The following is a 21702-nucleotide window of genomic DNA, read 5'->3' as shown; positions in this document are numbered from 1 at the left end:
GCGCCACGCGACGAACGGAACCCAACACATGAAAGAGAAGTTCGTGAACCCAGAGGACACCCGCGACCCCGCCACGGGCCGCAGCCTGGACGTGGTGACCGTGGAGGTCATCCGCAGCGCCCTGGAATCGCTCGCCGAGCAGATGACCGAGACGATGACGCGTACGAGTTACTCCCTGCTGCTCAAGGAGGGCAAGGACTGCTCGTCGTCCATCTTCGACGCCAGCGGACGGCTGGTCGCCGAAGGGGCCAACGTCCCAGTCCACCTCAACGCACTCGGGCCCTGCCTGAAGGGCATGTTGAAGCACCACTTTCCGCCCCACACGCTGGTCCCTGGCGACATCATCCTGACGAACGACCCGTACGTCGACGGCAGCGTCGGGGCCCACCACACCGCCGACTTCATCGTCTACGAGCCGATCTTTCACGACAGTGAACTGGTCGGCTTTTCCACGATCTTCGCCCATCTAGCCGGGGCCGGCGGCCTGGACCCGAATGACTGGCACACCAGCATCTTCGAGGAAGGTCTGCGGATCCCCCCGGTCAAGCTGTACTCCGCGGGGGTCTTGGACGAGGACCTGCTCAAGCTCATCCTGACCAACACTAGCGTGCCGTACGCGCAACGCGGTGACCTTCTGGCCCAGGTGTCCGGCGCCCATGTCGGCGCCGACGGGTTCCGGCGCCTGCTGGAGCGCTACGGCAAGGATGTGGTGCTGCAGGCGGTCGACGCGCAGATCGACTACGCCGAGCGCCGCACCGCCGACTACATCCGCCGGATCCCGGACGGCGTCTATCGCGCGGAGAAGCTGCTGCTGGAAGACGGCAGCATGGGCGGACCGGTGGCCCTCCGGCTCGCTATGAAGGTCACCAACGATCGGATCGCCTTCGACTTCACCGGTTCCGATGGCCAGATCGCCGGGCCGATCAACTGCCCGAAGTCGGCGACCATCTCGGCCTGCCTGTTCGGCCTGCTGGCGATGATGCCGCCGGACATCCCGAAGAACCAGGGCCCGGCCAACCTGGTGACGATCGAGGCTCCCGCGGGCTCCATCGTCAACCCGACGCCGCCTGCGGCCGTATACCAACGAATGGCGGTGACCCACCAGATTGTGGACATGATCTTTGAGGCCATGGCGGAGGTGGCGCCCAGAGCGGTGGTCGCCAACTCGTGCGGCCTGATCTACGGCCGCGGTTCGGCGGTCAACACCACCACCCACCCGGACGGCGGCGACATCTCGGCTCGCCAGGAGTGGCGGATGGGGACCGGGCCGAGTACCGGCGGCCTCGGCGCCCGGGCGAGCCGGGACGGCTTGAGCGCGATGCCCGGATGGATCACCAATGTCGCCAGCCCCTCGATCGAGAGCTCTGAGTGGGAAGCCCCGGTGCTGTACCAGTCGAAGACCCTCTACACCGACTCGGGCGGCGCGGGCGAATGGCGGGGCGGGCTCGGCCTTAAGCTGAGCTGGCAGGTCAAGGGCGAGGCGGCACGGTTCTCGCACACCTCTCAGTACTCCGCCATCCCGCCGAAGGGACTGTTCGGCGGGCAGAGTGGAGCGCCCAGCCGGTGGATCATCAACGAGGGCCGGGAATCCGAACAGGTCCTGCGGTACCAGACCGGCCCGACGATGGGGCTCGACTACGACGACACCGTCACCCTCTATACCCCAGGTGGCGGCGGGTACGGCGACCCGCTGCGCCGGGATCCGGCCCGAGTACGGGCCGACGTGCTCAACCGCAAGGTGAGCGTCGAAGCCGCGCGGGAGGTCTACGGCGTGGTGTTCGCCGACGGTTACCAGGTCGATGAAGCGGCGACCACCGACCGGCGGGCCGCCCTGCGATCGGCACAGGCCCCGGCATGACCTCCACGAACACGGGTACGGCGTCGAAGCGGACGGTCGTCGTCGGCGGAGGGGTGCTCGGACTCTGCGTCGCCTGGGAGCTGGCTCGGTGGGGTCACCAGGTGGTCGTCCTCGAACGGGACCGGGTGGGCAGCGGGGCGTCCCGCGGAAACGCCGGGGAGATCTGCTCCTCCATCGTTGGGCCGCTCCCGTCGCCTGGCATTGTCAGCACGGCGCTGAAGAACATGTACCGCAAGGACAGCGCCCTCTACGTCCATCCGATGGCGGCGCTGACCATGGGGTCGTTCCTGTTGCGGATGGCCCGCAACGCCACCGCCGAACGCTTCCGCGCCGGGGTCCAGGCTCTGGCGCAACTGGGTGTGGACACGTACGAGCGGTTCGCAGCCCTGTCGGACAACGGAGTGGACGTCGAGGTCGTCCGGCGGGAATACCTTTACCTGTTCCCATCCCGAACCCGCGCCGAGCGAAAGCGCGCGTTCCTGAGTGAGCACTATCCGGTCGAGCGAGACCTCGGCGAGATCCTCACCAGCTCAGACCTCGTGGCGCTGGAGCCCGGCCTGGGCGAGCGGGCGCAGTCCGGCTTCCTGCTGCGCGGCCAGGCGCAGGTCGACCCGAGCGCGTTCGTGGATGCCCTCGTCGTCGCGCTGCGCGCCAACGGCGTCGTGATCCACGAGGGGGCCCGGGTGACCCGCGTGGTGCCGTCGTCCAGGGAGGTCCAGGTCGAGTCCACCATCGACACCTTTGTGGCTGGGCAGGTCGTCATCGCGGCCGGCGCCAGATCGGCCGATCTGGCCGGACCTTTCGGGCTCGACCTTCCGGTCCGCCCCGGTAAGGGGTACAGCTTCAGCATCCGCCCGGAGATACCGCTGACGCGGGTGCTGAAGCTGGAGGAGGCGCACGTGGGTGCGGTTCCTTTGGACGGCTGCGTACGGATCGCAGGCACGATGGAGTTCGACGCCCGAACGGACCGGTTCAACCGTAACCGGATTCGGGAGGTGGTCAACGCCGCCGCGCCGTACTTTACCGGGGTCGACTGGGCGCGGCGGACGGCGGAGTGGATGGGGCCGCGGCCGATGACCCCGGACGGCCTGCCGTTTGTCGGCGCGGCGCCCGGTCAGCCCCGGGCCTTCCTGGCGACCGGGCACAACATGCTCGGCGTCATGCTGGCTCCCTCGACCGCGTACCTGCTCGCCCGCCTCGTCGACGGCCAGGACGTGGCGGCACTGCGGCCGTTCGATCCCGCCCGGGTGCTGCCACGCCGTGGACGCTCCGTTCGGGCGGCATCGGGTACGTCCCGACGGGGGGACGGGTAGGTGGTGGAGGCGGTGATCGTCGGGGCCGTGCGCTCACCGATCGGCCGCGCGGTGAAGGGGGCGCTGGTGTCGATCCGGCCGGACGATCTCGTCGCCCAGGTCATCCGACGCGGCCTGGAGTTGGTGCCGGAGCTCGATCCGGCCGACATCGAGGACCTGCTGCTCGGCTGCGGCCAGCCAGCGGGGGAGTCGGGCTTCAACATGGCCCGCATCGTGGGGATCCAGTTGGGCGTGGACCGGATGCCGGGTACCACCGTCAACCGATACTGCGGCTCGTCGATGCAGACCACCCGAATGGCCTTCCACGCGATCAGAGCCGGCGAGGGCGAGGCGTACATCTCGGCCGGCGTCGAGACGGTCTCCCGGTTCGGTCACGGCACAGCTGACGGGTGGCCCGGCACACGTAACGAGATCTTCACAGTACCCGGCCTGCGGACCGTCCGGCGCGTCGAGGAGGGCGGCCAGGACTGGGACGACCCGCGAGAGCTCGGCCTGATGCCGGATGCGCACATCCCGATGGGCCACACCGCGGAGAACGTGGCGCTGCTGAAAGGAGTCACCCGAGAGGACATGGACCACTTCGCGGTACGCTCGCAGCAGCGCGCGGAGAAGGCGACCGACACCGACTTCTGGGCCCGAGAGATCTGCCCGGTGCGCCTGCCCGACGGGCGGATGGTCACCACCGACGACGGGCCCCGCCGCGGCGTTACGTACGAGGTGGTCTCCCAACTGCCTCCGGTGTTCCGGCCCGACGGCAGGGTCACCGCCGGCAACAGTTGCCCGTTGAACGACGGCGCGGCGATGCTCGTCGTGCTGAGCGATGCGAAAGCCCGCGCTCTGGGGCTCCGACCGCGGGCGCGGATCGTGGCGACCGCGGTCACCGCGTTGTCGCCGGAGATCATGGGCCTCGGGCCGGTCGAAGCGACCCGCATGGTGCTCCGCCGGGCGGGCATGAATATCGCCGACGTCGACCAGGTGGAGATCAACGAGGCATTTGCGTCGCAGGTGTTGGCCTGCCAGCGGGATCTGGGGATTCCCGACGACAAATTGAACATCAACGGCGGTGCGATCGCGATGGGGCATCCGTTCGGCATGAGCGGTGCACGGCTGACCGGAACGCTGTTGAACTCGCTGGAGTCGCATGACGGCCAGATCGGGCTGCAGACGATGTGTACCGCTGGCGGGCAGGGAATGGCGATGATCGTCGAACGGCTGTCATAGGGCGCCCGTCGTCCTGCTCGGTCTGGACGTCTACTCGTAGCATGGGTGGCCGGCGAGTGCGCCGGCCACCCATTGCACAAGGAGTACGCCGGTCGGCATCGCGAACGGCACCCTCCAGCCACCAGCCAGGTGTTGCAGCACGCCGAGCAGGAAAATCGATCCCAATGGTTGACTGCCTGTGCACGGAGGTGATGCCGATCCTGGTGCCACTGTTTGGGTCAGGCCGGTGCGGGATCAGGTGCGGGCCGGGCTCGCGGTGCTGCTCGCCGACGCCCCCGCTGTCTGCCTGCCGGCGGTATTGCCGGGTGGCAGCCTTCTTATAAGGCGACGTCCAAGTGCTTCAGCCGCACAGCGGCATCGCCGGCGTAGTGCTGATCGACCCCGCAGCAGAGACGACATCTGCCATCAAGGGCTGGTGACGGTGTCGGCCGTGACACCTGCCGGTGAGCCGACCCGGCTCGTCCTGCCCGACGGCATGGAGGTACGCGGAGCTCGTACCTTTTGCCGCGGCCACGAGCTCCACGTCATCATCGGAACATCCTGGTACCGCACCGATCTTGGACTACTCGGCCAGCGGTAGGGCCTTCGACATCTCCTCGCCTCGGGATTTAGGGACGAGTTCGCCCTGGTGGTCTGGCGCGGGGATCATGATTTGGCAGGGAACGTAGGTCACCAGGGCCAGTCGTGCACCAACTCCCCAACGTCTTCGCCAGGCCAGACCACAAATGCTTCTGCGGCCGTCTCGTCGAAGACCAACTGAGGGCCTGCGACTGACGCCAAGGCACATACGGCACTCAGTGCGGCAACGGAGTTTGGCTTACGGAAGGTCACCGTATCCACCACCGCATCCGCTGGAATCGGCGGCAGGCTACTCACCTTTCCGGGTGAGTACACGCTGACCTCCCCCAGATCCAGTCCGCCAGTGCTCGCGCAGGTGCTTGGGTCCGGGCACTCCGGCAACCGCGAGCCAGTCTCCTCGCCGACGATCTCGAACCAGTTCGTCCCGTGGCAGCCCGCTGACTAGAGGGCGTTGAGAACCTCGGCGACCGGGGGCAAGGGCAGAGTCTCCGGCACCCGGTCCGGAGTGCCTCGCGCGAATCTCGCCGACGCGATCCACTCCGACATCCCGTTCGCAGAGAGAGCGTGCAGCGGAATTACGAAGAGCGACCAACTCACGCCGCAGTTTCCCACTCGGGGGCCGCTGGCCAAAGGCCAGGCGACACCGGGATGCAAAAGGGATCTGCGGTGGTTCAGTCCCAGCGCTGCCAGACGTCGGGTCACCGTCCGCCGGCTGATATCCCGTCAGCCGAGCGGCACCGGAAGGGCCGCCCGGAACAAACCCTGTTCCAGCCAGACGGCGGCCCGGACCCCGTCGGCGGCAGCCTGGCTCACCAGGGTCAATCCGTCGGGCAGGGCCGGGAGCCGGGCGAGGTCGCCGGCGGCGGACACACCGGCGACGGTGGTCCGGGCGAACTCGTCGACCCGCACGTAGCCGTCGGGAAGAAGCTCGGCACCGAGCTGCACCGCCAGCGACGTCTGCTGTTCGACGGGCGCGCGGTGAAACGCCACCTGACATCGCGTACTGCTGCCGTCAGCGAACTGGACGGTGAGATCGTCCAGTTCGCCGGTGAGTTCCGTGACCGGCTCCTGGGTCACGGGAATGCCCAGCCCGCGCAGATTGCCGAGAACAGGTTCAGGCAGCGTGTGCGGGCCGTTCGTCACTACGGTGACTTCCTTGCTGTACCGATCGGCGAGGTAGGCGGCGAGCATCACTTCAGCGGGCTCACGGCCGAACACGACGATGCTCTTGCCTCGTGCCTCCCAGCCGTGGCAGAAAGGGCAGTGCATGACGCTGCGCCCGAAACGCTCCGGCAAGCCCGGGACAGCCCAGGGCCGGTCCACCTGACCGGTGGCCAGGAGCAGACGGCGAGCGCGTTGCCGGTCGCCGTTGTCCAACGTCAGGGTGAAGTCGTCGATGTTCCCGACAGCCTCGGCGGCCCGAGCGGCCACGACTTCGACGCCGGGGTACGGATGCAGCTCACGCCGGCCGGCCTCCAGCAGTTCCAGCGGCGGGAACCCGTCGCGGCTGAGGAACATGTGGATGCCGTCGGCGGGGCTGTTGCGCGGTGGCCCTCCGTCGAGAACCAGGGTGCGGCGCTGCTGGCGGCCGAGCACCTGCGCGGCGCTGAGGCCGGCCGCGCCGGCGCCGACGACGATGACGTCGTACTCGTTTCTAGGGTCGGTCATGGCTTCCTTCCAGTGGGTGCAGGGCGTGGTCGTGGATCGTCAGGACACGGTCGGCGCGGTCGGCGACCGCGGGATCGTGGGTGGCGATCAGCACGGCGAGCCCGTCGTGACGCATCTCGCCGAGCAGATCCAGCACTGTCGTCGTGGAGGCCGGGTCCAGGGCCGCGGTGATCTCGTCGGCGAGCAGCAACCGGGGCTGTGCCGCCAGGGCGCGGGCGAGCGCCACCCGTTGGCGCTGTCCGCCGGACAGCCCACCGGGGCGGCGGCCCGCCACCGCACGGTCGAGGCCGACTCGGGTGAGCAGGGCGTTCACGGTGGCGAGGCGTCCGGCTCGGTCGGTGGTCCGGAAGGTACGCAGCGGCCGGCCGACGGCGGTGGCGATCCGGTGGGCGGGGTTGAGCGTGTCGGCGGGATGCTGACCGACGTACTGGACGGCTTGCAACAGGGCGGAGGGACGGTGCCGGACGGGCCACGGCAGGCGGGTTCCGGCCAGCTCCGCGTGGCCGGCCGTCACGGGGTGCAGCCCCGCGAGTGAGCGCAGCAGGGTGGTCTTTCCGGATCCCGAGGGACCGAGCACGGCGACGCATTCGCCCGCGTCGACGGTCAGATCGACAGCTTGCAGCAGAGGAGTCTGCCCACCCGGACGATCCAGGCGGAGATGGTGGACGCGGAGCACCGTGGCGCCTGCCGCGGGACGGCGGGACGGTACCGGTGGCGACGCTGATGGCGCCGTCCCGAACACCACGACGTGGTCGGCGACCGTGGCGACGAAGTCCCTGTCGTGCGAGACCAGCAGGGTGACGAAACGCGGATCGCCGCGGCGGGCGCGGACCGCGGCGGCCACCAGCTGGGCCGCTGCGCTGTCCAGCGCGCTGGTCGGCTCGTCGAGGATCAGCAGGGGCGGCCGGGCCGCGAGCGCCCGGGCCAGGGCGACGCGTTGCGTCTGCCCGCCGGAGAGCTGGTGCACCCGCCGGGCGTGCAGGGACGCGTCGATGCCGACCTGTTCGAGTGTTATGGCCGCCCGACTGGTGTCCACCCCGGTCTCGGCCACCGACGCGACAGCTGTCAGCAGCGGATGCAACGACTGTGCGGCGTCCTGGACGAGGATCCCCGTATGCCGGCGGCGCCACCGACGTGCCGCATCGCCCGGCGCGATGATTTCTCCCTGCCACCGTACGATGCCGGCGCAGCGGCGCAACGGCGGTTCGAGGGCATCCAGGACGGCGGCCAGCCACACCGTCTTTCCCGCTCCGGATGGGCCGGTCAGTGCCACCACCTCGCCGGGCGCGGCGTGCAGATCAGGGGAGACGCCCACGGTCCGGCCACCGCGGCCGGTGACGCGCAGGCCGCTGACCTCCAGTCCGCCATCCCGCGTCACAGCGGCCGCCGGGCGTGGCGGGCGGCGGCATTGCCGACGACGGCGACGGTCAGGCTGAGCACTGCCAAAGCTATGGCGGGGGCGATCAGCGCGGCGGGGCTCAGGGCCGCGCCGCTCACGTTTTCCCGGATCATGGCGGACCAATCCGGGGCCGGGGGAGCAGGCCCCAGCCCGAACAGGCTGAGAGCGGCGGCCAGTTGCAGTGCCACCACGAAACGGGCGCCGATCTCCGAACCGGCCAGCGCGGCCACCGCCGGGAGGATCTCCCGGCCCAGGATCCTCGGGCCGGACTCCCCGCGGCCCAGTGCGGCGTCGACGAAGCCGGCATGGCGCACCTGCCGCACCGCGTCGCCGACGATACGCAGCGTCAGCGGGGCCCCGCCGCAGACGGTCGCGGCGATCACCGCCACGGCGCCGGGCAGGGTGACGGCGAAAACCAGGGCGATCAACAGCAGGGGTACGGCGAGAAGCAGATCCGCTGCCGCGTGCAGCAGCCGCGACAGGGGCCCGTCGTGCCACCCCGCCAGCAGTCCGCCGGCGATGCCGATCGCTGCCGCCACCAGTGCTGCCGCCCCGGCGGTGAGGGTCAGATGGCGACCTCCGGCCAGCACCCGGGACAGCACATCACGGCCCAGGGCATCAGTACCCAGCAGGCTTCCGCCGCCGGACGGCGACCACGGCGCACCCAGCGGTGCGGTGGGGTCGTGCGGCGCCAGCAGGCTGCCGAACAGGGCGAGACCCAGGACGGTACCGGCGAACGTCACGAAACCGAGCCGGCCGCCCGTCACGATGCTCATGTCATCGCCCGCCGGGGATCGGTCCGTACGGTGACGAGATCCGCTGCCAGCATCCCGAGGACCACGGCCACCGCGGCGAGCATCGCACCGGCCTGCACCACCGGGACGTCGCGGTTAGCGACCGCGCCGACCAGCAGCTCACCCAGCCCCGCATAGCCGAACATGACCTCCACCACCGCGGTGGCAGCGATCAGACCACCCGCGACGACGGCCAGGACCCGCAGAGCCGGTGCGACCAGGAACGGTCCGACGTAGACAGCGGCGATCCGCCATCCGGGAAGGCCGCGCAGCCGGGCATCACGCACGTACGGCCGTGCCACGATGTCAGCAACGAGCCCGCGTAGCAGCATCGCTCCGTAGGCGGCCGCCGGCAGAGCGAGGCTCAGCGTCGGCAGCGCCAGCACCGACAGCCCCGGTGGGCGCCCGTCGGCCGGCAGCAGCGAGATCGGCGGGAACCAGGCCAGCATCCCGGCGAACACAGCGGTCAGCGCCGCGGCGACGACCACCTGCGGGACGGCGGCGGTGGCTGTCACGACGGCGGCGACCAACCGGCCGGCCGGCGAGCCCGCACCGGCGGGCCAGGCCCACGCCAGCATCAGCGGCACGGTCACCAGGATTGCGGCACCGGCCAGCGCGGCTGTCGCGGGCAGTCGCTGACCGATCACGTCCGCCACCGGCCGGCCCGAGATCAACGAGACGCCCGCGTCCCCGCGAAGCAGGCCAGCGGCCCACTCCAGGTAACGCCGCCACACCGCGGCGTCCAAGCTGGTGGCGGCCCGCATCTCGGCCAGCTGCGCCGCGGTGGCCCGCCCCGCTGTGCGGGCCTCGGCGGCGTCGCCGGGCAGCGCCTCGGTGGCGGCGAACACCATCACCGAGACGCCGAACAGCAACAGTACGGCGCGGACCAGGGCCCGCAGGATCATCATGGCAGCCGTACCTGATCGATGAAGAGCCGTCCGAAGCCGGCGCCGGTGGGCAGACCCTGCACTCCGGAACGGGTCAGGTCCAGGCCGTCGCCGGTGCCCCACACCACGTACCCGCCCTCGTCGCGAACCTGCTGTTGCAATGTGCCGAGCACGCGGTTGCGCACGCCCTCGTCCGGCTCGCCCAGGGCCTTGTCCAGCGCCGCGTCGAACTCCGGCCGCTTCCACGCCGTCTCGTTCGTCGGCGAGCCCGAGATCAGCGACACCCGTGCCACGTCGAAGAAGGGGATACCGCCGAAGTAACCGGTGTAGAAGTCCTGCTGGCCCCACACCGTGGTGAAGTAGGTGTCCGGCGGGGTCATCTTCACCTCAGCGGTGACACCGATTTCCTTCAGTTGCGAGGCGAAAAGTGTTGCGGCGGTGTCCATCCCCGGATAGGACGTCGTGGTGTGCAGCGTGACGGTCAGCCCGTCGCCCTGGCCCGCATCGGTGAGAAACTGCCGTGCCTTGGCCACATCACGGGTGCGCGGGGTCAGCCCTTGAGGCGCGGACGGATCCGCCGGGGCGAGCAGGTCGTCCTGTGGTTGGCCGTACCCGAGGAATGTGGCCTGCACCAGCGCCGGCCGGTCGGCGGCCAGCTTGAACGCCTCGCGGACACGGGGGTCGTCGAACGGTTTGCGGTCGGTACGCATCACGAACGGGTACATGGTGACCGCCGGCCGGCGGACCAGGCTCAGGTCGGTGCGGCCCTCGGCCTGTCGCGCCGCCGCCGGCGCGATGCTCGCGGCCACGTCGGCCTGCCCGGACAGCACGGCCTGAGCGCGGGCCTGCGGGTCGGCGACCGCCCGGACCTCGATACGCCGCAACGACGGCGCGGTGCCCCACCAGCCGTCGCGGCGTTCCAGCACGGCGCTCTGCGCGTCGTTGCTGACCAGTGTGAACGGTCCCGACCCGGGTACCGCGGCGGTGAAGTCGTCGCTGCCCTCCGGGACGATGAACGTCATGGACTCCAGGGCTCGCGGCACCTCGGCGAACGGCTTGCGGCTGACGACTTCCACGGTGTGGTCGTCGACCACCCGCGAGGCGGCGAGATCGAAAGCGGCCAGCCGGCCGTAGTTCTCCGCCGCCTTACGGTCGATGCGGCGCAGCGAGTAGAGCACGTCCGCGGCCCGCACTGGCCTCCCGTCGGAGAAGGTGGCGTCGCGGCGCAGGGCGAACTGCCACTTCGTGAGGCTCCTGTCCGGTTTCCACGACTCCGCCAGTCTCGGCTGGGTGCGTCCGTCGGGGCCCTGTCCGGTGAGCACGTCGTACATCAGCGCGAACCGCACCGCGTCGGATTCGTTGCCGAGCCCGCCGTGGGGGTCGTTGCTCGCGGTGGCCGGTGACCCGACCGTCACGTATCGCAGGGTGTCCGGGGGTGTCGCGGTGGCCTGCTCGGAATCGCCGCATGCGGTCAGCGACGCGGCGCCGAGCAGGGCGACGAGGGTCAGGGTGATACGGGTTCTCATGGGTGCCTTCTGTCGCGGGGTCGGTCGGGGTTCAGAGCGTGGTGCGTGCCGCGGCGGCGCGCGCCGCTAGCCGTCCTGCCGCCCGGTCTCGTGCTGGCGTCGTTGCGGGCGGGTTCGCGGTGGCCGGTGGTACCGGAGCGCGGCGGCCGGCGATCAGCCGGGCCAGGTCGCGGACGGTCGGATGGGCGAACAGGTCGACCATCGCCAGTGGCACGCCGAGGCGGTCGCTGAGCCGCCGGTGTGCTCGCAGCAGCGTCAGCGAGGTCGCCCCGAGGTCGAAGAATGGCCTGGTGACATCGACGGTGCAGTCCATCAGTTCGCCGAACACGGCGGCCACGCTGTTCTCGATGTCCGAGTCGGACGTGCCGATGGGCGTGGTGGGCTCCTCGGTACGGATCACCGGCTCGGCGATGATCCGGAGTCCGAGAACGGCTTCGCCGTCGAGGTCCGGCACCACCTCGTAGGAGCCGTTCGACGGCCGGACCGCTACGGCCAGTTCGGTGGCCGCCCGCAGGGCCGAGACGACGTCCAGTCGGCCCGGGCGCACGCTGACGCGGACGTCGAGCCCCGAACGGGCGGCGTCGACGAGCAGTCCGGTCAGGTCGTCCGGGTCCGCCGGAGCCGCGACCTGCGGCGGTGCGGACGTGGTCGCCGGGACGGCAGGGGGCTGGTGAAAAGGCGGGTCGTTGCGGAAGGGGTTGCCCAGCCGGTCGTGGTCGACCTTGCCGTTTACCGTCACGGGCAGCGCCGCCAGTTGCACGAAGCGGCTGGGGATCATGTACTCGGGCAGGTGCTCGCGTAGGCGGGCCACCAAGACGTCCTCGGCCAGAGGTGACGCATCGTCGCCGGTGGCCACATAGGCGACGAGTCGGGCGCCGCCGTCCGGTCCCGGCACGGACCGGGCCACACAGCGTCGTACGCCGGGTGCGCGGCTGAGCACGGCTTCGATCTCGCCGAGCTCGATGCGGTGGCCGCGGATCTTGACCTGCCGGTCGACGCGGCCGAGGAACTCGATCGTCCCGTCGTAGCGCCAGCGGCCGAGGTCGCCGGTGCGGTAGGTGCGGCGGCGCAGGACCGGGTGGGTGGTGAACCGTTGTGCGGTCTGTTCCGGGTCACCGAGATAGCCGGCCGCCACCCCGTCGCCACCGATGTACAGCTCGCCGGCCTCACCGACCGGGCAGGGCCGCCCGTCGCCGTCGAGGATATGGAAGGACTGTCCGCGTAGCGCCCGCCCGTAGGGGATGCTGCGCCACGCCGGGTCGACTTCTTCGATCGGATGGCAGATGGACCAGATGGACGCCTCGGTCGCGCCGCCCAAGCTGATGATCCGGGCCTGTGGCGCGAGCACCCGCACTCTGTCGGGCAGCGTCACCGGGATCCAGTCGCCGGAGAGGAGTACCAGGCGCAGTGAGGACATGGCCGAGGCCGCAGCGCCGGGGTCGATCTCGGCGTACTCGACGAGCATCTCCAGCAGTGCCGGTGCGGTGTTCCACACCGACACCCGATGCCGGTCCATCAGTTCCAGCCAATGGCCGGGGTCGCGCTGGCGGTCGGGGTCGGGTAGCACCATCGCCCCACCGGCGCCGAGTACACCGAACACGTCGTAGACCGACAGGTCGAACGACAGTGCCGACAGCGCGAGCACCCGGTCGCCCGCCTCCAGAGGGAAGCGGTCGGCCATGTCGTCGAGTGTCGTACGGGCCTGGCGATGCTCGACCGCCACACCCTTGGGCCGCCCGGTGGAGCCGGAGGTGAAGATGGCGTACGCCAGATCTCCCGGGCGCGGCGCGCGTGGCTCTGCGGCGGCCTCGTCGCCGTCCGGCGCGCCGTCGTCGATGGCGTGAATTTGTACGGTGTCCGGCCACTGTGCCGAGGTCATGCCGGTGACCAGCGCATGCTTGATGTCGGCCTGCGCACAGACGGAGGCGATCCGTGCCGCCGGCCAGGACGGTTCGACCGGGACATAGCCGGCGCCGGAGGCGGTGATGCCGAGTGTAGCGGCGATCTGTGCGGCGCCCTTTGGAGCGGCCACCGCCACCATGTCACTCGGTCCCAGCCCGTGTCCGGCGAGCAGGGCAGCGGTGGCGCGGGCTCGTGCGTCCAGTTCGCCATGGGTAACGACGTCGTCCCCGTGTATGAGGGCGACGTCCTGTGGTGCTCGGCCGGCGTTCGCCCGCAGCGGATCGTCGATCAGCGGCCCGCAGTCGCCGCCGAACGGGCTGACGTCCAGTGCCTCGTCCGGCCGGAAGGACGGGTCCCAGCCGAAGGCCGGATCGGTCCAGGCCTGCTCGTCGTCGGCCAGCCGGCGCAGCAGTCGCAGGTGGGCGTCGCGGATACCGGTGGCGAAGCCGTCGGGCAGGCATCCGTCGACGACGTCCCAGGCGATGCGCAGCCGGTCGCCATCCTCCCAGACGATGTGGTCGACGAAGATCTGCGGGGTCTGTGAGACTCCGAAGACCTCCTCACCCAGCCAGGCGGTCGGGGGCTCGGTCGTGGCGGCCAGTCCGACCCCGCTGGTGAACACGACGGGATATGCGGGGACGAGCCCGGCGTTTCCGCGACCTCGGAGCGCCTCGACGGCCGAGACGGAACGGTGCTCCAGGTCGGACCAGAACCGGTGGTTGACCGCGGCGGCGTAGCCGGCGAACCCGCCGTCTCCGGACGGGTCGAGGGGGGCGCACTCGGTGAGCACGGTGGTGGTGAAGTCGCCCACCACCGTGCGCAGGCGATCGTCGTCCTGCGGCCGGTCGAACAGCGTGGTGTTCACACAGAACGGGTCGGTCGCGCCCCAGCGGCCGAGGATCGACGCCAGGGCGGCCAGCAGCACGGCGGTGGCGGAGACTCCGTGCCTGCTCGCCCGGCTCCGCAGCCGCGACCACTCGCCGGCGGTCAGGGCCGCGGCATGCCGGGTGAAGTGCGGGACACCCAGCTTCTCCGCGGTCGCGCTCCAGGGCAGTGCCGGGCCAGGCGGGAGCCGGTCCGCCCGGCTCTGCCAGTACGCGCGGTCACGCTCGCGGCGTGCGGCTTCGGCAGGATCCTGCTCCCGGTAGGCGAGCAGGGCCGCGAAAGTGGTGACCGGTGGCGCCGCCAGCAGGTTCGGATCGGTGGTCGCCTGACCCCATTCGCGCATGAGCTGCATCCAGCCGGCCATGTCGAAGGCGATGATGTCCATGCCGACGAACAACCGGGTGCGGCCGTCCGGCAGTAACGCGGCGCGGATGTCGAACAACGGCCAGCGGTCCACCGCGTGTGGTCGATGGGACAGCGCGGTACGCATGTCCGCCAGGGTCCGTTCGGCGTCTGTGGGCGGGGCGGTGCGCAAGTCGGTGACCGGGATCTCGTAGCGCAGCTCGCTGGGGAGCACCCGTTGGCGGGCCTCCTCGTCGATGACCAGCCGCAGCATCGGGTGGCGGGCCACCAGGCGGTTCCATCCGTCCGTCAGAGCGCGGACGTCGGCCTCCGCGTCGCCGCCGGGTCGCCGGTCGTACTCGAAGTAGAAGTACGTGGCCACGCCGCCCAGTGGCAGTGACGGATCGCGGCCGAGCAGGTATGCCGTCTGCAGCGCGGTGAGCGGGAAGGGCTCGGTCCCGGCGGCGGCAGCGGAAGCGGTCGTGGGGACGGTCTCCGCCGGCCCGTCGCCGGACGGTGCGGCGAGCACGGCCGCGGTGACGGTGCCGGGTGTCGCGCCGTTGAGGAATGTGGTCAGAGGCAGATCCACACCGAGTTCGTCCAGCAGCCTGCGCCGCAATCGGACCGCGGCGAACGAGTCCAGTCCCAGCTCGGTGAGCTTGCGGCCGGGATCGATGTCGGCCGGGTCGAGGTCGAGGCTCTCCGCGAGGCATGCGGTCACCTCGTCCACTCGGTCGATCGGCGGTGTGTGCGAGGCCGTCATGCGGCTCCTCCCCAGGACTCGGAGCGAGTAGTACAACATGAAAACGACAACGATTTCCAGTAGGCTCGGTCGATAGTGGACCGCGTCGATGGAAATGGTTGTCATTCTCATGTATAACGGATGAGCCCCTTCCGGCCAACCATCGAGGAGCGCGATGACGCCCCCTTCGCCGTCCCACCCCGCCCTTGCGGTGACCGCCGTCGCCGGGCGCTTCCCCGGTGCACCGAACGCCGACCGCTTCTGGGAGCTGCTGCGGGACGCGCGCGAAGGCCTCACCCGGTTCCCCGACGAGGAACTCGCCGACCGAGGCGTGCCTCTGGGCATGCGTCGGCGCAAGGACTACGTGCCGGTCGGCGGGATCATCGACGGCCAGGAACTGTTCGATCCGTCCCCCTTCGGGCTCACCGATGCCGAAGCGGCCCTCACCGACCCGCAGCACCGGCTCTTCCTCGAGACCGCCTGGGAGGCGCTAGAACGCAGCGGGCACGGCGGCGGCGCCGGCATCGAGGCGGTCGGTGTCTTCGCAGGAACGGCCCAGAGTGCCTATCTCACGGCCAACCTCGCCGGTCGCTGGGATCCGACCGGCGGCGGGCCCGATCCCCTCGGCAGCCTGCAGACCGCCATCGCCACCCAGGCCGACTACCTACCTCTGCAGACGGCCTACCGGCTGGGCCTGACCGGGCCGGCGATGAACATCACCACGACCTGCTCCACCTCGCTGGTCGCCGTCCACGTGGCCGCCCAGTCCCTGCTGGCCGGCGAATGCGACATGGCCGTCGCGGGCGCCGCTTCGCTGATCGTCCCGCAGGGTCACGGCTACCGGTATGTGCCGGAAGGCATCTTCGCCGTCGACGGGCGGGTCCGGCCCTTCTCCGCCGACGGCACCGGCATCGTCTACAGCCAGGGTGTGGGTGCGGTGGTGCTGCGCCGACTCTACGACGCGCTCGCCGACGGTGATCCCGTCCTCGCGGTTCTGCACGGCAGCGCGGTCAACAACGACGGCGCCGACAAGGTCGGCTTCACCGCCCCGTCGCTGCGCGGGCAGGCCCGGGTGATCGCGGAAGCCCTTGCCGTCGCGGGCATCGAACCGTCGCAGGTCGGATACGTCGAGGCCCACGGCACCGGCACCCGCCTGGGCGATCCGATCGAGGTCGCCGCCCTGCGCAAGGCATTCGGCCACGACGGCATCCGGACCACGGCATGGTGCGGGCTCGGCTCTGTCAAGAGCAACATCGGTCACGCCAACGCGGCCGCCGGTATCGCGTCGTTCATCAAGACGGTGCTCGCGTTGCATCACCGGACACTGCCCGCCTCGCTGCACGCCGATCCGATCAACGACCAGCTCGGGCTGGACGGCTCACCGTTCGCGGTGGTCACCCGCACCCGACCGTGGGATGCCCCGCCCTACGCGGGTGTCAGCTCGTTCGGCATCGGCGGCACCAACGCGCACGTCGTGCTTGGCCCGGCGCCCGACCGGACGGCCACCTCGCCGGACGACCGGCCCCAGATCCTGCTCTACTCGGCGTACGAACCGGCCGCCCTCGACGCCACCGCACGCGAGGTGCCGTCGGCAGATCTGCCCGACATCGCGCACACCCTGCAACACGGTCGCAAGTACCACCCGTACCGGCAGGCGGTCGTCGCGGGCCCCGGAATCACGCCGCGGCGTACCGCTGCGGTGCGCACCGACGGCGCGCCGCGCCTCGTGTTCCTCTTCCCTGGCGGCGGCAGCCAGTACGCGGGCATGGCCGCGCAGTTGTACGCCGACGAGCCGGTGTTCGCCTCGTGCGTGCAGGAGTGCGCGAAACTGTTCCGCGACCACCTCGGCACCGACGTCACCACGTTGATCACCGGAGGTGACGAGACGACGGCCGAGTCGGCCGTCGTGGGGCTGCCCGCCCTGTTCACCGTCTCGGTCGCCACCGCCCGGCTGCTCGAATCCTGGGGCATCCACCCGGACGTCCTGCTCGGCCACAGCCTCGGCGAGTACGCTGCCGCGGTCGTCTCCGGGGCACTGACGTTGCCCGACGCCGTGACCCTCGTCGCGGTGCGATCCCGCGCGCTGGCCGGAGCCGCGGGCGGCGGAGCGATGCTGTCCGTCCCACTGTCCGAATCCGATGTGACAGCTCTGCTGCGCGAACACCCCGATCTCGACCTAGCCGCAGTGAATGCTCCACAATCCTGCGTGGTCTCCGGGCCGGCCGGCGCTGTGGAGGATCTGGTCGCCGTTCTCGGCCGCAGGGGGATCGCGCCGGCCCGGCTACCACTGAGGTCCGCCGCGCATTCGCGGCTGATCGACCCGGCGCTGCCGGACATGCGGGCGGCCGCGCGGTCGGTGCGCGCCGGGCGGCCCATCGTGCCCACCGTCAGCTCCTTGACCGGCACGATGGTCGGCGAAGACCTCGCCGATCCGGAGCACTGGGTCCGCCAGTTGCGTGAGCCGGTGCGTTTCTCCGCCGCGCTCACCGCCGCGACGGCGGAGCCGACGCCGACCGTGGTGATCCAGGTCGGCCCCGGGGCGGCCCTTGTCGCTGCCGCCCGCAGCCACGGCCCTGCGCACCTGAAGGCCACCGTCACCACGTACCCGTCGGACGGCGAACTGTCCGACCTGGCGTCGGCACGCCTGGCCGCCGGCGAACTGTGGAGCCACGGCGTGCTCGTCGACTTCACCGCCATGCACCGGCCGGGGCGGCGGCGGGTCGTCGCACCCGGGTACGCCTTCCAGCGACGCCGCCTGTGGATCGACCCCGAGCCGCAGACGACGGAGCCACAGACCAGCGAGCTTGTTCAGGTACCGCTCTGGCGGCAGGAGCCGCCGCTGCCCGCCGTACCGAGTCTGGGCGGGCGCTGGCTGGTGACCGGTGACCCCGGAGATGTCATCGGCGCGGCGCTGCGTGCCCGCGACGCCGAAGTCGTCGGCCTCGACGATCCGGCCAAAGCGGTCGACGGCGTGGTGATCGTCACCGGTGACGCCCGGACACCCGAGCAGACCCGTGAGGAGATCCTCCGGTACGGCCGGGTCGCCGCGCTCGATCCGCCACCCGCTTTCCTGCTCCAGGTGACGGTGAACGGATGCCGCGTCGAGAGCCCGGACGTGCCCGCGCCCGGCGCCGCGGCGGTACGGTCCCTGCCCCGGGTCCTCGCCCAGGAGACGCCCGGACTGTCGTGGCGCACCGTCGACGTCACCGACCTGCGGACCCACGCGCCGGCGGTGATCGCCGAACTCGCCGACCTGCGAGGGGGATCCACCGGAATCCAGACCGCCGTCCGTAACTCCCAGCGGTGGGTGAGCGGCCTGGCACCCTGGCCCGCACTCTCCTCCGCCCCGGCCGCGCGACCCGGCACGGCCGCGCTGATCATCGGCGGCCTCGGCGATGTCGGCGTCACCATCGCAGCGCACCTGGCCGGGCAGGGAATGAGGGTCGTGATCACCTCCCGTTCCGGCGACCGCAAGGACGCGGTGCACCACCTCGTCCAGCGCGGGCACGACGTGTCCGTGCAGGTGCTCGACGCCGCCGACCCCGGCGCCACCGGCGTGCTGCTGGCCGACGTGAGCTCGCAGTCCACCCTCGACCTCGTGGTGCATGCCGCGGGCGTGGTGGCCACCGAAGAATTGGCACCAATGCGCCGCATCGGCCCCGAACACGTGGACGGCCACCTCCGGGCGAAAGCCCGGGGAGCACTGGCCCTGCGGGCCGCGATCGAGGACCTGCCGCCGCAGCAGCGTCCCCGCCATGTTGTGCTCATGTCGTCGGCCGGCACGCTCGTCGGAGGCATCGGCACCGGGCCCTACTGTGCCTCGAACGGCTTCCTCGACGCCCTCGCGCAACAGCCGCCCATCGGTGACACCCGCTGGGTCAGCGTGGTCTGGGACGCCTGGAAGGTGGGGCCGCTGGGCAGTGAACGCGAGGTCAACCTGACCTTCGCGCTCGACGCCGCCACCGGCATGCACGCCCTCGACGCGATCCTGAGCGCCGCGACGGCCGGCACCGTGCCGCCGGTCGTGGCGGTCTCCACTACCGACCTGCGCACCCGGATGCGTGCCGCGGACCGGACGACCGCACACCGGCACGACGACGTCACCAGTGACCTCACCGGCGTCGAAGCGGTCGTGGCGGCAGCCTGGTCCGACCTGTTCGGCGCCTCGGTCACCGACGGCGACAGCGACTTCTTCGCTCTGGGCGGACACTCGCTGCTGGCCACCCGTATGCTCGCCGACCTGGGAGAACGGTACCGGGTCCGGCTGAGCTTGCGGGACCTGCTCGCCCGTCCGACTGTCGCCGGTCTGGCCGGGACGATCGGCAGCGCGCAACCGGCTGCAGAGCGGGATCCGGCCACGACGGTGACCGGTGGACCGGACCCGGACGGCACCTTCGCCATGACCCGTGTGCAGCACGCCTACTGGACGGGCCGCACCGGGGGTTACCGCTTCGGCGACACCGCCTGTCACTTCGCTCTGGAGTACGACTGCCCGGACCTCGATCTCGACCGCTACGAGCAGGCGTGGAACCTCGTCATCGCCCGGCACGCGATGCTGCGCACCATCACGACCGGTCAGGGTCGGCTGCGGCAACTGGAACAGGTGCCCTCCTACCGCATCCGCCCGGTGGATCTGACCCAGGCCGGTGAGCAGAAACGCGCCGAACGGCTCGCCGCCCTGCGCGAGCAGGTCTTCCGCCGACCCGGTCCGTCCGATCGGTGGCCGCTGGTCCAGATCCGCGCGGCCCGGCTGCCGGGCGGTGGCGTTCGTCTATTTCTCGGCATCGACGTCCTCGTCTGCGACGCCGGCAGCTACTGGATCATCGACCGGGACCTGCGTCACTACTACGCGGATCCCGATCAGGCCCTGCCGGAGGTGCCGATCACCTTTGCCGGTTGCGTGCGAGCTCTGGCGGCACGCCGCGACACCCCCGAGTGGACGCGGGCTGCCGGCTATTGGCGCGACCGGCTGCCCGGCCTGCCCGGCGCACCCACTTTGCCGGTCTCCGGTATCGAGACCGGCGGCCGGTTCGAGCGGCATACGGGCCGGCTCGACGCGCAGCAGTGGGCCGCCTTCCGCCGTAACGCCGCCGCCAACGGCGTCACCCCGACAGCCGCCCTTCTCACCGCGTACGGCGAACTGCTCGCCCAGTGGAGCGGCGAGGAACACTTCGCCGTCACGCTGACTCTGTTCGACCGCCCGCCGCTGCATCCGGCGATGGACAGCGTGGTCGGTGACTTCACCTCGCTGCTGCTGCACGAGGTGGACCGGCGTGCAGCCGGCAGCTTCGCCGAACACGCCGGCCGAGTGCACCGCCGACTGTTCACCGATCTGGACCATCGGCTCTTCTCCGCCCTCGACCTGCTGGCGGAGAAGTCCGCGCAGACCGGTGCGCTCACCTCCGTACCGGTCGTGTTCACCAGTGCGCTCGGACTGGACGACGTCATCGGCGGCGACCGTGACCTGGAGTGGGCGGGCCGGCAGGTGTCCGCCCTGAGCCAGACCCCCCAGACCGTGCTCGACCATCAGGTTCTGGAGCATCACGGTCAGCTACTGGTCCAGTGGGATGCGCTGGAGCCGGTGCTGCCGCCGGCCGAGGTCGACCGCATGTTCGACCGTTACCTGAGCCGGCTGCGCAGCCTGACGGACCCGGCAGCCTGGCGCAGCGAGGCCGTAAGCGCCACCCCGGCGCTGCCGGTCGGGGACGTGGCGATTACTTTGCGTGCCGGAACCGGATCCGGTCCGACGCTGTTCCTCGTCCATCCCTCCGGCGGCGACGTGACCTGCTACGCCGACCTCGGCCAGCGGCTCGACGAGCGGGTCACCGTCGTCGGCCTGACCGATCCTGGCCTGTCCGGCGGCGAGGCGCCCACCGAGCTGCCCGCTCTGGCGCGCCTCTACGTCGATGTCCTGCGTTCCGTCCAGCCCGACGGCCCGTACCTGCTCGGCGGCTGGTCGATGGGCGGCAGCCTGGGCCAGGAGATGGCCCGGACCCTGCACAGCCAGGGCCAGCATGTCGCGCTGCTGGTGATGCTGGACTCCAACGACCCCACCTACATCACGGCGGTCCCCGGCGAGCCCGAGACGGCGGAGACTCTAGTGCTCGCCCGGCACCTGGGAGCGCTGGAGGCTTACCTCGACATCGACCTCGGCATGGGTACGACCGACGCGTTGAACGCCTTCCTGAGCGTACCGGCCGAGCAACGCTGGCAGGAGGCGACGGACCGGCTCCGGCAGCACCGGCTCCTCGGCACCCGTGAGGATCCCCGTTCCCGTGTCGCGGTCTTCGGCCGGCACCTGCATAGTCTCGCCCAGCACCGGCCGGGCTTCCACGGCGACGAGCGGACCCACACCCTGCTGGTCAGAGCCGATCGCAGGGCCACCCGCAACTCGGGCATCGGCATGGGCGTCGACGACACCCCACCCGGGTTGACCGACCTGGGCTGGTCCACCAGTCTCGCCATGCCTCCCGAGGTGATCGGTGTCGACGCCGACCACTACTCCCTGATGCGCGAGCCGGCACTCACCGCTGTCGCACGCGTACTCAACACCGCCCTCGCCCGCCACCTGTCATGACCACCGAAC

General features: G+C 70.8%; 10 protein-coding genes. 4 read left to right on the top strand and 6 right to left on the bottom strand.

Features of this window, described 5'->3' with window-relative positions; genetic code table 11:
• Positions 1-28: 28 nt before the first annotated feature.
• The 3 genes from ACGF5G_RS31905 to ACGF5G_RS31895 are packed head-to-tail and all read left to right on the top strand — an operon-like array spanning position 29 to position 4392.
• Positions 29-1858 (top strand): hydantoinase B/oxoprolinase family protein, encoded by a 1830-nt coding sequence (locus ACGF5G_RS31905; protein WP_393269714.1) that lies wholly within the window; start codon positions 29-31, stop codon positions 1856-1858.
• A complete protein-coding gene (locus tag ACGF5G_RS31900; protein WP_393269712.1) occupies positions 1855-3171 on the top strand; it encodes an NAD(P)/FAD-dependent oxidoreductase in 1317 nt (438 codons plus the stop codon). Before ACGF5G_RS31905 ends, ACGF5G_RS31900 begins: the two co-directional genes overlap by 4 nt.
• Positions 3172-4392: an acetyl-CoA C-acetyltransferase gene (locus ACGF5G_RS31895; protein ID WP_393269710.1), complete on the top strand. Its 1221-nt coding sequence runs from the start codon at positions 3172-3174 to the stop codon at positions 4390-4392.
• 1302 nt (positions 4393-5694) lie between these two features.
• Here the strand turns inward: ACGF5G_RS31895 and ACGF5G_RS31890 are convergent.
• The 6 genes from ACGF5G_RS31890 to ACGF5G_RS31865 are packed head-to-tail and all read right to left on the bottom strand — an operon-like array spanning position 5695 to position 15137.
• Positions 5695-6639, bottom strand: a complete 945-nt coding sequence (locus tag ACGF5G_RS31890) for an NAD(P)/FAD-dependent oxidoreductase (RefSeq protein WP_393269707.1) — start codon at positions 6637-6639, stop codon at positions 5695-5697.
• Positions 6626-8017, bottom strand: a complete 1392-nt coding sequence (locus ACGF5G_RS31885) for an ABC transporter ATP-binding protein (RefSeq protein WP_393269704.1) — start codon at positions 8015-8017, stop codon at positions 6626-6628. Before ACGF5G_RS31885 ends, ACGF5G_RS31890 begins: the two co-directional genes overlap by 14 nt.
• Positions 8014-8814: an ABC transporter permease subunit gene (locus tag ACGF5G_RS31880; RefSeq protein WP_393269702.1), complete on the bottom strand. Its 801-nt coding sequence runs from the start codon at positions 8812-8814 to the stop codon at positions 8014-8016. The genes ACGF5G_RS31885 and ACGF5G_RS31880 overlap by 4 nt, the downstream gene beginning before the upstream one ends.
• Positions 8811-9740 (bottom strand): ABC transporter permease, encoded by a 930-nt coding sequence (locus tag ACGF5G_RS31875; protein ID WP_393269701.1) that lies wholly within the window; start codon positions 9738-9740, stop codon positions 8811-8813. The genes ACGF5G_RS31880 and ACGF5G_RS31875 overlap by 4 nt, the downstream gene beginning before the upstream one ends.
• Positions 9737-11245 (bottom strand): ABC transporter substrate-binding protein, encoded by a 1509-nt coding sequence (locus tag ACGF5G_RS31870; RefSeq protein ID WP_393269698.1) that lies wholly within the window; start codon positions 11243-11245, stop codon positions 9737-9739. The genes ACGF5G_RS31875 and ACGF5G_RS31870 overlap by 4 nt, the downstream gene beginning before the upstream one ends.
• A gap of 31 nt (positions 11246-11276) precedes the next feature.
• Positions 11277-15137 (bottom strand): amino acid adenylation domain-containing protein, encoded by a 3861-nt coding sequence (locus ACGF5G_RS31865; protein ID WP_393269695.1) that lies wholly within the window; start codon positions 15135-15137, stop codon positions 11277-11279.
• A 154-nt stretch (positions 15138-15291) separates the two neighbouring features.
• Here ACGF5G_RS31865 and ACGF5G_RS31860 point away from each other — a divergent pair, with 154 nt between their 5' ends.
• Entirely contained in the window at positions 15292-21693 is a 6402-nt protein-coding gene (locus tag ACGF5G_RS31860) for an SDR family NAD(P)-dependent oxidoreductase (RefSeq protein WP_393269692.1), read from the top strand.
• The last annotated feature ends 9 nt before the right edge of the window (positions 21694-21702 follow it).

The sequence above is a fragment of the Micromonospora sp. NPDC047730 genome (assembly GCF_043204765.1).
Taxonomy (GTDB): Bacteria; Actinomycetota; Actinomycetes; order Mycobacteriales; family Micromonosporaceae; genus Micromonospora.
Note: the sequence above shows the minus strand (reverse complement) of the source record. Positions and strands in the feature narration are given on the sequence as shown.